Genomic DNA, 12,748 nt, shown 5'->3' with positions numbered 1-12,748 from the left:
CGGCGACGTTCCTCAAGGGCGTTCGCCGATCGGTCACCGGATGGTCACCGCCCGTGCCGTCGCGGATGCCGCTTCACTCGTCGGCGACGGCGAGTTCCTCGAGTTCCCGCTCCCAGGCGTCCTTCGCGAGGCGGTACCAGAGGTAGAAGGCGAAGCCGGCGAACACGGCCCATTCCGCGGCGTAGAAGATGTTCAGCCAGTTGACCGGGGACTTCTGCTCGGGTGCGGGCGAGACGATGTCGACCAGGCCCGGCGGCGCCGCGGCCGAGGCGAGGTACGGCCGGTACACCGACAGCTGCTCCACGTCGTGCCAGCGTCCCAGCAGCGCAGCCGGCGACATCCGGGTGAGCTCGTCGGGGTCGGACCGCGGCGGCACGGTCACGCCCTCGTCGTCGATGAGGCGGCCGGTGATCCGGGTCTCGGCGGCACCGGCATCCGTGAGCCGCGCGGCCGCGGCATCCGCCTGCTCCCGCGTCGGCGCCCAGCCGAGCGCGACGGCGATCGAGGTGCGCTCGGCGACGCGCAGCTGCCCGGTCACCCAGTATCCCTCGGCGCCGTCGTTGAACCGGGAGGAGACGACGATGAAGTCCTCCGGCACCCAGGTGCCCGAGACGGACACGCGCTGCCCGCCCGATGCCTCGCCGAGGTACTCGCCGGGCTGAACGACGTCCTCCAGGGGACGCACCTGCTCGGTCGCGCCGGGCGGCGGCGGGTCGGTGTCGACGGCGCGGCCGAGCTGCCACTGGCCGAGGAATGCGAACACGCCGGCGACGATGAGGCACAGCGCGAGCATCCCCAGCCAGCGCGGACGGAGCATCACCTCGCGCAGCGTCGGCGGAAACGGCACGGTGTCGCTCACGCCGGCCGTCTCGTCAGGTCCGGATGCGGTCATCCCTGCTCGTAGGGTGCGAGCACCACCTCGACGCGCTGGAACTCCTTGAGGTCGGAGTAGCCGGTCGTGGCCATCGACTTGCGCAGCGCGCCGATGAGGTTGGCGGTGCCGTCGGCGACCGGCGCCGGACCGTACAGGATCTCCTCGAGCGTGCCGATGCCCTGCACCGCCACGCGGCGGCCCCGGGGCAGCTGCGGGTGGTGCGCCTCGGGACCCCAGTGGTAGCCCCGGCCCGGGGCATCCGTCGCCCGCGCCAGCGCGACGCCGAGCATCACCGCGTCCGCGCCCATCGCGAGGGCCTTCACGATGTCGCCGGAGGTGCCGACGCCGCCGTCCGCGATCACGTGGACGTAGCGGCCGCCGGACTCGTCGAGGTAGTCGCGGCGCGCGGCGGCGACGTCGGAGACCGCGGTCGCCATGGGGGCGTGGATGCCGAGCGTGGCGCGCGTGGTCGACGCCGCTCCCCCGCCGAAGCCGACGAGCACGCCGGCCGCGCCGGTGCGCATCAGGTGCAGGGCCGCGGTGTAGGTGGCGGCGCCGCCGACGATCACGGGGACGTCGAGATCGTAGATGAACCGCTTGAGATTCAGCGGCTCGGCGACGCTGGAGACGTGCTCGGCCGACACCGTGGTGCCGCGGATCACGAACAGGTCGACCCCGGCGGCGACGACGGTCTCGTACAGCTCCTGGGTGCGCTGCGGGGTGAGCGAGCCGGCGACGGTGACGCCGGCCTCGCGGATCTCGGCCAGGCGCTGCTTGATCAGCTCGGGCTTGATCGGCTCCGCGTACAGCTGCTGCATCCGGGCCGTCGCGCGGTCGTCGGGCAGCGAGGCGATCTCGTCGAGCAGCGGCTCCGGGTTCTCGTACCGGGTCCACAGGCCCTCGAGGTCGAGCACGCCGAGCCCGCCGAGTCGGCCGAGCATGATGGCGGTCCGCGGGCTCACCACGGAATCCATCGGGGCGCCGATCACCGGGATGTCGAAGGGGAACGCGTCGATCGTCCACGACGTGGACACGTCCTCCGGGTTGCGGGTGCGACGCGAGGGCACCACCGCGATGTCGTCGAACGTGTAGGCACGACGGGCGCGCTTGCCCCGGCCGATCTCGATCTCCATGGTCACCGCTCCAGACTACCCGCACGGTCCGACGCTGACAGACTGGGCGCCAGGAGGAGGCGTGGATGATCGAGGAGCCGGTGGAGATCGCCGTGGTGGGCGGCGGCGCGATGGGAGTTGCGGCGGCGTGGGAGCTGACCCGGCGCGGGCGGCGCCCGGTGGTGCTGGAGCGTTTCGGACGCGGGCACACGCACGGCGCGTCGCACGGGGCCACCCGCAACTTCAACAACGCGTACGCCGAGGACCACTACCTCGACCTGCTGATGCGCTCCCGCGAGGGCTGGGACGCGCTGGGGGCGCGGGGCGGCGAGCCGCTGCTGCGCCTGCACGGCCTGGTCACGCACGGCGGGCTGGGTGGGGCGGGTGCACAGGCGGCGGGTGCGATGGATGGGGCCGGTGCGCGCCGCCCGGCTCGAGCGTGACGATGCGGTCGGCGGCGCGGGCGAGCAGCTCGCGGTCGTGTGAGACCAGCAGCACGGTCTTCGGCGTCTCGCGCAGCCGCTCCTCCAGCCAGCGCTTCGCGGGCACGTCGAGGTAGTTGTCGGGCTCGTCGAGAAGCAGCACATCGTCCGGGCCGCGCAGCAGAGCCTCCAGCGCCAGGCGCTTCTGCTCCCCGCCGGACAGGGTGTCGAGGTCGCGGAAACGGGCGCGCTCGTACGGGATGCCGAGGGCGGCGATCGTGCACTGGTCCCACACCGTCTCGTGCTCGTAGCCGCCGGCGTCGGCGTACTCGGCGATCGCCGTGGCGTACGCCATCTGGGTGCGCTCGGTGTCTTCCTCGATGAGGGCGTTCTCCGCCGCCTCGAGCGCCTCGGCGGCGGCACGGATGCGGCGAGGGGCGACGCCGACCAGCAGGTCGTGGACGGTCGCGCCGGGCCGGCCGTGGCCGACGAACTGGTCCATCACCCAGAGCGCGCCGTCGATCGTGACCGCGCCGTCGTCGGGCGTCAGCTCGCCGCGGATGATCCGCAGCAGGGTCGACTTGCCGGCCCCGTTCGGCCCGATCAGCGCGCTCGTCGACCCGGCGCCGACGCGGAACGTCACCTCGTCCAGCAGCGGGCGGCCGTCCGGCAGGCTGAGCGTGACGGCATTGATGTCGATATGGCCCACGGTGGCGCATCCTTCCGCCCGCTGCGCGGCGAGCCGACCAGGCTATCAGCATCCTCAGCGCCGGGTTCTCGTCGGCACCCCCGGCATCCGTCGTGCCGGTATCCGTCCCCACCCGGCGTCCGCCCGCGCCCGGCATGCGTCCGCACCTGGCATCCGTCCGCGCGTCGACGCGCACCGAAGACGGCGCCGCCGGATGTCGGCGAGGCGACGGACCGCCTCGGATCAGGCGGCGTAGCGGCCCGAGGCGACCGCGCGGGCGCGGGCCTTCGCGGCCTCCTCCTCGCGATTCTTCGGCGGGCGGGTGGCGACGAGGTCGTTCAGCAGGTGCTGCGTGGCGTGCGCGATCTCGGCGACGGCGCGGTCGAAGGCCTCCTGGTTGGCCTTGGACGGCTTCGTCGTCCCGGCGATCTTGCGCACGTACTGTAGCGCGGCGGCGTGCACCTCCTCGGAGGTCGCGGCCGGCTCGAAATTGTGGAGGGTGTGGATGCTGCGGCACATACTGGCACGGTACGCCGCGTCACCGGCATCCGGAACCCTCCCCTCACCCTCCCCACCCGTTTGGGGCGCATTCTCGCGTTCGGGGCGGAGGATACCCGCCCCGAACGCAGGAATCCGCCCCAAACCCGGAAAAGGAACCCGGAATGGACCCGGAAAGGAACCCCGAAAAGGCAGCCGGGAGGGACCCGGGCCGGGGTCAGCGCTTGTAGTTGGGGGCCTCGACGACGATCTGCACGTCGTGCGGGTGCGACTCCTTCAGCCCGGCCGGCGTGATCCGGACGAACTTGCCGCGCTGCTTGAGCTCCTCGATGGTACGCGCGCCGACGTAGAACATCGACTGCCGCAGACCGCCCACCAGCTGGTAGGCGACCGCGGACAGCGGGCCGCGGTACGGCACCTGTCCCTCGATGCCCTCCGGGATCAGCTTGTCGTCGCTGGGGACGTCGGCCTGGAAGTAGCGGTCCTTCGAATAGGACGTCTGCTTGCCCCGGGTCTGCATGGCGCCCAGCGAGCCCATGCCGCGGTACTGCTTGAACTGCTTGCCCGACTGGAAGACGATCTCGCCCGGCGACTCGTCCGTGCCGGCGAGCAGCGAGCCCAGCATCACGGCATCCGCACCGGCGACCAGCGCCTTGGCGATGTCGCCCGAGTACTGCAGCCCGCCGTCGGCGATCACGGGGACGCCGGCCGGCCCGGCCGCCAGAGACGCCTCGTACACGGCGGTGATCTGCGGCACGCCCACGCCCGCGACCACGCGCGTGGTGCAGATCGAGCCGGGGCCGACGCCGACCTTCACGGCGTCCACGCCCGCGTCCACCAGCGCCTGGGCGCCCTCACGGGTCGCGACGTTGCCGCCGATGACGTCGATGCCGTCGAAGGAGGAGTCCGCCTTCAGCCGCTTCACCAGGTCGATGACGCCCTGCGACTGGCCGTTCGCCGTGTCCACGACGAGCACGTCCACACCGGCATCCCGCAGCGCCTCGGCGCGCTCCCACGCGTCGCCGAAGAACCCGATCGCGGCGCCCACACGCAGGCGGCCCTGCTCGTCCTTGGTGGCGAGCGGGTACTTCTCGCTCTTGTCGAAGTCCTTGATCGTGATCAGCCCGGCGAGCTTGCCGTTGTCGTCGATGAGCGGCAGCTTCTCCACGCGGTGCTTCGCGAACAGCGCGATCACCTCGCCCGCGGCCAATCCGACCGGGGCGGTGACCAGGTTCTCGCTGGTCATGACGTCCTTGACCAGGGTGGACTGGCGCTCGAACCCGGAGACGAAGCGCATGTCGCGGTTGGTGACGATGCCCACCAGGCGTCCGTCGGCGTCGACTACCGGCAGGCCCGAGATGCGGTAGCGGGAGCAGAGCGCATCGACCTGCTCGATGGTGGCGTCCGGCGTGGTGGTGATCGGGTCGGTGATCATGCCCGACTCGCTGCGCTTGACGCGGTCGACCTGCGACGCCTGATCGGCGATCGACAGGTTGCGGTGCAGGATGCCGAGGCCCCCCTCACGCGCCATCGCGATCGCCATCCGCGCCTCGGTGACGGTGTCCATCGCGCTGGAGAGCAGGGGCGTGGCGACCGAGATGCGCTTGGTCACCCGCGACGACGTGTCGGCCTCGCTCGGGATGACGTCGGTGTGCCCCGGAAGCAGCAGCACGTCATCGTAGGTGAGTCCGACGAAACCGAACGGGTCGTGCTGCTCCATGGGAGGCTCCTCTGCGCCCGGAGGCGCGGTCAAGTGGCGGATGCGCGGGGACGGCGGGTGGCCGGAGGACGGGGCGGGGGCTTCCGTCTGTACCGATTCTAAACGTCGTGACGTACCTGTTATTCCGCAGAACCTGTGCGGATGGTGCGAACCGCGGGACCGCGGGATACGCTCAGTGCGACGTCCATCACCCGAACGGCGCCACCCGGGCCGGCTCGGCATTGCACTCGAAGTGGAGGATGCGTGGGACCCAGATCGACGACGCTTCGGCGTCCCCGAAGCGGGCTGATCGCCCTGCTCGCCGTGCTCGCGACCCTGTTCCTGCTGCTCCTGCAGCCGGCCGGGGCCGCGTTCGCCGAGACCACCGACGACGGGCAGGAGGTCACGGACTACTACTTCGGCGGCAACATCACCTTCGAGGGTGAGCCGGTCGAGGGCGTCACCATGCAGATCGAGGGCGGCGGATTCGAGGCCGAGACCGAGACGGATGCCGAGGGCAAGTGGCGTCTGTACGTGCCCGAGAAGGACACCTACACGCTCACCGTCGACGAGGACACCCTTCCCGAGGGTGTGATCGTCGACGCCACGCAGCTGCCCGAGGGCACGCAGCCGATCGCCGGCACGACCGCCTCGTTCGAGGTGGAGTTCGGCCTGACCGGCACGAAGATCGTGAACCTCTTCCTCGGCGAGGGCGAGCGCATCACCACCTCGTTCATCGACCAGCTGCTCTCGCGCCTGGTCGGCGGCGTGAACTTCGGCCTGCTGCTGGCGCTGGCGTCGATGGGCGCCGCCCTGATCTACGGCACCACCCGGCTGTCCAACTTCGCGCACGCCGAGATGGTCACCTGGGGCGGGCTCGTCGTGATGGTGATGAGCTCGTTCTGGCACCAGCCGCTGTGGCTCGGCATCGCCGCCGCGGTGATCGGCGGCGGCCTGTTCGGGTGGGCGATGGATGCCGGGCTGTGGCGCCCGCTCCGCCATCGCGGACTCGGCGTCGTGCAGCTCATGATCGTCAGCATCGGCCTGTCCCTGGCGCTGCGCTACGTGTTCCAGTACTTCATCGGCGGCGCGACTCGTCAGCTGCCCGGCGCAAGCCCCACGCCGATCCGGTTCGGTCCGGTGGCGCTGTCGTACATCGACCTGATCGGCATCGGCGTCAGCGTCGTCGTCATCCTGGGCGTGGCGTACTTCCTCACCCGCACCCGCATCGGCAAGGCGACCCGGGCCATCTCCGACAACCCGCAGCTCGCGGCCGCCTCCGGCATCGACGTGGACCGGGTGATCCGCTACGTGTGGATCCTCTCCGGCGTGCTCGCGGCGATCTCGGGCATCCTGTGGGCGTACTTCCGTCCCGGCGTGAAGTGGGACATGGGTGGGCAGATGCTGCTGCTGATCTTCGCCGCGATCACGCTCGGCGGTCTCGGCACCGCGTTCGGCGCCCTGGTCGGTTCGCTCATCGTGGGCATCGCGGTGGAGATCTCGACGCTGTGGATCCCGTCGGATCTGAAGTACGCGAGCGCACTCGTCGTCCTCATCGTCATCCTTCTCGTCAGACCGCAGGGACTGCTCGGACGCAGGGAAAGGCTGGGCTGATTCACCATGGACTTCGGAAGCATCTTCTCCAACACGGCCGTCTACCTGTTCAGCCCGGTCACCCTGGCGTACGCCCTGGCGGCCACCGGCCTGGCCGTGCACTTCGGCTACGCGGGGCTGCTGAACTTCGGCATGGCGGCGTTCATGGCGCTCGGCGGCTACGGATACGCGATCTCGGTGCTCACGTTCGGGGCGCCCTGGTGGGTGGGCATGCTCATCGGCCTCGCCGGCGGGGCGCTGTTCGCGATCCTGCTCGGCATCCCGACCCTGCGGCTGCGCGCCGACTATCTCGCGATCGCGACGATCGCCGCCGGCGAGATCGTGCGGCTGCTGTTCACCACGCAGCTGTTCGACGAGTGGACGAACTCGGCCGACGGCCTCGCGCAGTACAACGGCGGCTTCCGCGACGCCAACCCGTTCCCGGTGGGCACGTACGGGTTCGGCCCGTGGACGTACACCGCGAACGACCTCTGGAACCGGGTGTTCGGGCTGATCGTCCTCGTCCTGGCGATCCTGCTGGTGTGGGCGCTGATGCGCAGCCCCTGGGGCCGCGTGCTCAAGGGCATCCGTGAGGATGAGGACGCCGTGCGGTCGCTGGGCAAGAACGTCTTCGCGTACAAGATGCAGGCGCTGATCGTGGGCGGCGTCATCGGCGCCGCGGGCGGCATCGTCTTCGTGCTGCCCAGCGCCGTCGTCCCGAGCAGCTACACCACCTCGCTCACCTTCTTCCTGTGGACGATCCTCCTGCTCGGCGGTGCGGCGACCGTGCTCGGCCCGACGCTCGGCGCCGTGCTGTTCTGGCTCGTGTTCGCGTTCCTGGCGAACCTCCTGCCGCAGATGGCGCAGAACGGCTACCTGCCCATGTCCGACAGCCAGGCGGCGACGCTGGTGAACGTCTTCATCGGCATCGCGCTGATGCTGCTCGTGATCTTCCGCCCCCAGGGCATCCTCGGCGACAAGAGGGAGATGACCTTTGTCAAGTGAGAGCACCCCCACCCCGAGCGCGCGCCGGCCGAAGACGACGGGGCTGGCCAAGGGACCCGGCGCGCCCGGCGTCGCCAAGGTCGACCCGATCCTCGTCATCGACGGCGTCCAGCGCCGCTTCGGCGGCCTGACCGCGGTCGACGTCGACCATCTCGAGATCCCGCGCGGCGCGATCACGGCCCTGATCGGGCCGAACGGCGCCGGGAAGACCACGCTGTTCAACCTGCTGTGCGGCTTCGACAAGCCCAACAGCGGCTCGTGGACCTACGACGGCACCCAGCTCGCCGGCATCCCCTCGTTCAAGGTTGCCCGCATGGGGCAGGTGCGCACCTTCCAGCTGACGAAGTCGCTGTCGCTGCTCACCGTTCTCGAGAACATGAAGCTCGGCGCGAAGGATCAGCTCGGCGAGAAGTTCTGGCCGAGCCTGCTGCCCTTCCTCTGGCGCAGGCGCGAGGCAGCGATCGAGCAGCGTGCCCGCGAGCTGCTGAAGCGGTTCAAGCTGGACGCGAAGGAGCAGGACTTCGCCGCCTCGCTCTCGGGCGGTCAGCGCAAGCTGCTCGAGATGGCCCGCGCCCTGATGAGCGAGCCGACGCTGGTGATGCTCGACGAGCCGATGGCCGGCGTCAACCCCGCCCTCTCCCAGTCGCTGCTGGACCACATCCTCGACCTGAAGGAGCACGGCATGACCGTGCTGTTCGTCGAGCACGACATGCACATGGTGCGGCACATCGCCGACTGGGTGGTCGTGATGGCCGAGGGCCGCGTGGTCGCCGAGGGTCCGCCGGAGACGGTGATGGAGGACCCGGCCGTGGTCGACGCGTACCTGGGTGCGCACCAGGACGTCGACCTCGGTGCCGTGACCGGCCGGATCCCGGTGGTGTCGGATGCCACGGCGACGAAGCTGCGCGAGAAGATCGAGACCGAGGCGGAGGCCGAGCTCGAGGCCTCGAAGGAGGACGAGTCATGACGGATGCCACAAACCCGAGCGTCCCCGCCGGGGGCGGGGACGTCGTCCCTTCGACAGGCTCAGGGCAGGCGACGCCGAGCGTCCCCGCCGAGGGCGGGGACGTCGTCCCTTCGACAGGCTCAGGGCAGGCGACGCCGAGCGTCCCCGCCGAGGGCGGGGACGTCGTCGTCGAGCTCACCGACGTCCACGCCGGGTACCTCCCCGGCGTGAACATCCTCAACGGCGCGAACCTCGTCGCCCGCAAGGGCGAGCTGATCGGCATCATCGGCCCGAACGGCGCCGGCAAGTCGACGCTGCTGAAGGCGATCTTCGGCCTGGTGCAGGTGCGCGCGGGCGACATCACCGTGAACGGCGAGAGCATCGTCGGGCTGAAGGCCGACAAGCTGGTCAAGCGCGGCGTCGCCTTCGTGCCTCAGACGAACAACGTGTTCCCGTCGCTGACGATCGCCGAGAACCTGCAGATGGGGCTGTACCAGAATCCGAAGATCTATGCCGAGCGGCTGGAGTTCGTCACCGGCATCTTCGCCGAGCTCGGCAAGCGGCTGAACCAGCGCGCCGGCTCGCTGTCCGGTGGCGAGCGCCAGATGGTCGCGATGTCCCGGGCGCTGATGATGGACCCGTCCGTGCTGCTGCTCGACGAGCCGTCGGCGGGGCTGTCCCCGGTGCGTCAGGATGACGCGTTCATCCGCGTCTCCGACATCAACAAGGCAGGCGTGACGACGATCATGGTGGAGCAGAACGCCCGCCGCTGCCTGCAGATCTGCGATCGGGGCTACGTCCTCGACCAGGGCCGCGACGCCTATGAGGGCTCCGGCCGCGATCTGCTGAACGACCCGAAGGTGATCGGCCTGTACCTCGGGACGCTCGGCACCGACGCCGCCTGAGCCACGAACGGCGGCGCCTGAGCCACGAACCGCGCACACGACGAGGGCCTCCGGATGCGGCATCCGGAGGCCCTCGTCGTGAGTGGGATCAGTTGATCCGCTCGTAGGTGTTGTCGGCGCCGTACTGGAACACGCCGATCGCCGCGCCCTTCGGGTCGCCGTTCTCATCGAACGTGATCTCACCGGAGTAGCCGTCGTAATCGGCGGTGCCGCCCTCGTTGATGATCTTCGCGCAGTCGGCGAAGCTGGTGCACTTCTCGCCGTCGCCGGAACCGCCGGAGACCTCCTGCATCTTCTCGGCGATGTCGACGCCCTCGGTCGAACCCGCCGCGAGCGACGCCAGGGCCATCAGCACGACCGCGTCGTAGGCCTCGGCCGCGTAGGTGAAGTCCTCCACCTCGCTGTTGCCCTCACCGGTCCAGTACTCCTGGAGTCGATCGGTGAAGTCGTCCTCGAGCGCGGGGCCGGGCTTGGTGCCCTTGGCGCCCTCGAGCTTGACCGCCGGGAGCTCGGTGTCGTACGTGTTCGACAGGTTGCCGTCGACGAGGTAGAACTTGCTCGGGTCGAAACCGGCGTTCACCAGCAGCGGCGCGATCGTCTTGAACTCGTCGTAGGAGACCACCGCGATCGCGTCGGGGTTGGCCGCCATGATGGTCGACACCTGGGCGTCGAACTGCGCGTCGCCGATGTTGAACGACGCGTCCGCGACGACCTCGCCGCCGGTGCCCTCGAACGTCGTCTTGATGGCGTCGAACAGACCGGTGCCGTAGGCGTTGTTCTGGTAGATGATGCCGAGCGACTTGTGCCCGTCCTCGGCGATCAGGTTGCCCAGCACCTCCCCCTGGAGCAGGTCGCTCGGCGCGGTGCGGAAGTAGAGGCCGTTGTCGTCCCAGGCGGTGAAGTCCGGCGAGGTGTTCGACGGCGAGATCGTGATGATGCCGGCGCCGACGTTGCCGTCGAGGATCAGCTTCGACACCGCCGACGAGGCGGCGCCGACGATGCCGGCCACGCCCTCGCTCTGCAGCTTGGTGATCGAGGTCTCGTAGGCCTTGGTGTCGGTGTCGCCCTCGTCCTCGGAGTGCATCTCGATGGTGACGCCCGCGTCGGCCTCGTTGATCTCCTGCACGGCGAGCCCGACGCCGGACTCCATCGGCGGGCCCAAGAATGCCAGGGATCCGGTCTGCGGAAGCAGTGAGCCCAGCTTCAGGGTGAGGTCCGCGGCCGGCTTCTCGCCGCCGCCCTCGTTCGGCTCCTCGGCCGGCGTGTTGCTGCAGCCGGCGATCACCAGTGCGGAGGCGCTGATCATCGCTGCCCCGGCGAAGATCCTCGCGGTGCGCGAGCTTTTCAGTGCGTTCATGTTGCTCCCTTGCATATACGAACGGGGTCATGCCCCACCGATGCCTCTTACCCTAGGCGGAAGACACGCCGGAGCGAGGGCATTTCTGTCTCGGTCGCCTAACGATCCGGCAGGCCGGTTCCGCGGCTGCAGCGCGGGTGAGCGGATGCCGCGGACAGGGGCGAGCGGAAGCCTCGGACAGGGGCGAGCGGAAGCCTCGGACAGGGGCGAGCGGATGCCTCGGGCAGGGGCGAGCGGATGCCTGTCGATGCGTCCGGCCGGGGCGCTCAGACGAGTTCGGCGGGCGCCTCGCGGCGGCCGCGTCGCGCCTGCGCGATGAGGTCGGCGACGAAGACCGCGATCGCGATCCAGACGAGCAGGAAGCCCGCCCAGCGCTCCGGCGGCATCGGCTCACCCAGCAGCGCCCAGCCGACGAGGAACTGCATGATCGGCGTGATGAACTGGATCATGCCGACCAGGCTCAGATCGACCCGGCGAGTGCCCGCGGCGAACAGCAGCAGCGGCACGGCCGTGGCCACGCCGGCGAACGCGACCAGCGCGGTGTGCGCGGGCCCGACCGCGCCGAAAGTGACATCGGTGGTCTGTGCCACGACGATGAGGGTCACGACGGCGATCGGGATCAGCCAGAACGACTCGAGCGTGAGCCCGCTGACGGCGTCGACCGCCGGGCCGATCTTCTTCTTGACCAGGCCGTACACGCCGAAGGACGCCGTGAGCGACAGCGCGATCCACGGGAACGCGCCGTACGCGACGATGATCACGACGACGGCCACCACGGCGATGGCGATCGCGGTCCACTGCAGGCGCGTGATCCGTTCGCGCAGCACGAAGACCCCGAGCAGCACGGTGAAGATGGGGTTGATGAAGTAGCCGAGGCTGGTCTCCACGATGTGCCCGGTCAGGGTGCCGATCAGGAACACCTGCCAGTTGACGTAGATGAGCAGGCCCGCGAGGGCGGTCCAGCCGAGCAGCCGGGGCTGACGCACGATCGCCCCGAACGCCGCCCAGCCGCGCGTGACGGCGAGCAGCAGCAGGCAGAATGCGAACGACAGCAGCACCCGCCACGCCACGACCTCCCACGGGCCGGTCGGCGTCAGAATGAGGAAGTAGAGCGGCAGCACGCCCCAGATCAGGTAGGCCGTGACGGTGAAGACGATGCCGCTGGTCTTCGTCCGATCAGGCACTGTGCTCACCGATCAACCCTACTCCTCGGGATGTTTCTGCTCGGGCGGCGGGGCCCGCCGCGGACGACGCAGGGCCCGGATGCCGTGGCATCCGGGCCCTGCGGGCCGACATGTCGGAAGGATCAGCGGACGACGACCGCCAGGACGTCGCGGGCCGACAGCACGAGGTACTCCTCGGTGCCGAACTTCACCTCGGTGCCGCCGTACTTGCTGTAGAGCACGCGGTCGCCGACGGCGACGTCGAGCGGAACACGGTTGCCGTTGTCGTCGATGCGGCCGGGGCCCACGGCCACGACCTCGCCCTCCTGGGGCTTCTCCTTGGCGGTGTCGGGGATGACCAGACCGCTGGCGGTGGTCTGCTCGGCCTCGACCTGCTTGATGACGATGCGGTCCTCGAGCGGCTTGATGGAAACCGACACGGTGTACCTCTTCTTTCTGTACGGAGATCAGAAGACTCGTTAGCAC

Annotated in this window: 11 protein-coding genes and 2 pseudogenes; 5 read left to right on the top strand and 8 right to left on the bottom strand. The window is 69.9% G+C overall.

Annotated features, from left to right (window positions below):
- Positions 1–73 precede the first annotated feature (73 nt).
- Complete coding sequence (locus JRG78_RS02470; protein ID WP_259608246.1) at positions 74–817, bottom strand: SURF1 family protein; 744 nt, start codon at positions 815–817, stop codon at positions 74–76.
- A 71-nt stretch (positions 818–888) separates the two neighbouring features.
- Positions 889–2,007, bottom strand: a complete 1,119-nt coding sequence (locus JRG78_RS02465) for a GuaB3 family IMP dehydrogenase-related protein (protein WP_259608245.1) — start codon at positions 2,005–2,007, stop codon at positions 889–891.
- Between the two features lie 65 nt (positions 2,008–2,072).
- On the opposite strand from JRG78_RS02465, the pseudogene JRG78_RS02460 reads away from it, so the two are divergent.
- Positions 2,073–2,360: pseudogene (locus JRG78_RS02460) on the top strand (FAD-dependent oxidoreductase); the annotation flags it as partial.
- A gap of 46 nt (positions 2,361–2,406) precedes the next feature.
- Here JRG78_RS02460 and JRG78_RS02455 read toward each other — a convergent pair.
- From JRG78_RS02455 to guaB, 3 genes and pseudogenes are all read right to left on the bottom strand, one after another.
- Positions 2,407–3,117: pseudogene (locus tag JRG78_RS02455) on the bottom strand (ATP-binding cassette domain-containing protein); the annotation flags it as partial.
- Between the two features lie 222 nt (positions 3,118–3,339).
- On the bottom strand, positions 3,340–3,615 hold the full coding sequence (locus JRG78_RS02450) for a DUF2277 domain-containing protein (RefSeq protein ID WP_259607411.1): 276 nt from the start codon (positions 3,613–3,615) through the stop codon (positions 3,340–3,342).
- Between the two features lie 196 nt (positions 3,616–3,811).
- Positions 3,812–5,314, bottom strand: a complete 1,503-nt coding sequence (gene guaB, locus JRG78_RS02445) for an IMP dehydrogenase (RefSeq protein ID WP_259607410.1) — start codon at positions 5,312–5,314, stop codon at positions 3,812–3,814.
- A gap of 243 nt (positions 5,315–5,557) precedes the next feature.
- On the opposite strand from guaB, the gene JRG78_RS02440 reads away from it, so the two are divergent.
- From JRG78_RS02440 to JRG78_RS02425, 4 genes are read left to right on the top strand one after another with little or no spacing between them, the layout of a single operon-like run.
- Complete coding sequence (locus JRG78_RS02440; RefSeq protein ID WP_259607409.1) at positions 5,558–6,907, top strand: branched-chain amino acid ABC transporter permease; 1,350 nt, start codon at positions 5,558–5,560, stop codon at positions 6,905–6,907.
- Positions 6,908–6,913: 6 nt separating this feature from the next.
- Positions 6,914–7,891 (top strand): branched-chain amino acid ABC transporter permease, encoded by a 978-nt coding sequence (locus tag JRG78_RS02435; RefSeq protein ID WP_272653583.1) that lies wholly within the window; start codon positions 6,914–6,916, stop codon positions 7,889–7,891.
- On the top strand, positions 7,881–8,858 hold the full coding sequence (locus tag JRG78_RS02430) for an ABC transporter ATP-binding protein (RefSeq protein ID WP_432806431.1): 978 nt from the start codon (positions 7,881–7,883) through the stop codon (positions 8,856–8,858). The genes JRG78_RS02435 and JRG78_RS02430 overlap by 11 nt, the downstream gene beginning before the upstream one ends.
- Entirely contained in the window at positions 8,855–9,742 is an 888-nt protein-coding gene (locus JRG78_RS02425; protein ID WP_259607407.1) for an ABC transporter ATP-binding protein, read from the top strand. The genes JRG78_RS02430 and JRG78_RS02425 overlap by 4 nt, the downstream gene beginning before the upstream one ends.
- An 88-nt stretch (positions 9,743–9,830) precedes the next feature.
- On the opposite strand, the gene JRG78_RS02420 is transcribed toward JRG78_RS02425, so the two are convergent.
- The 3 genes from JRG78_RS02420 to groES all read right to left on the bottom strand — a co-directional run bounded on the left by JRG78_RS02420 (position 9,831) and on the right by groES (position 12,702).
- Positions 9,831–11,099 (bottom strand): ABC transporter substrate-binding protein, encoded by a 1,269-nt coding sequence (locus tag JRG78_RS02420; protein WP_259607406.1) that lies wholly within the window; start codon positions 11,097–11,099, stop codon positions 9,831–9,833.
- Between the two features lie 266 nt (positions 11,100–11,365).
- Positions 11,366–12,292, bottom strand: a complete 927-nt coding sequence (gene rarD / locus JRG78_RS02415; protein ID WP_259607405.1) for an EamA family transporter RarD — start codon at positions 12,290–12,292, stop codon at positions 11,366–11,368.
- A gap of 113 nt (positions 12,293–12,405) precedes the next feature.
- Positions 12,406–12,702, bottom strand: a complete 297-nt coding sequence (gene groES / locus JRG78_RS02410; protein ID WP_259607404.1) for a co-chaperone GroES — start codon at positions 12,700–12,702, stop codon at positions 12,406–12,408.
- Between the last annotated feature and the right edge of the window lie 46 nt (positions 12,703–12,748).

It is taken from the genome of Microbacterium sp. EF45047 (genome assembly GCF_028472845.1).
Lineage (GTDB): Bacteria > Actinomycetota > Actinomycetes > Actinomycetales > Microbacteriaceae > Microbacterium > Microbacterium neungamense.
Note: the sequence above shows the minus strand (reverse complement) of the source record. Positions and strands in the feature narration are given on the sequence as shown.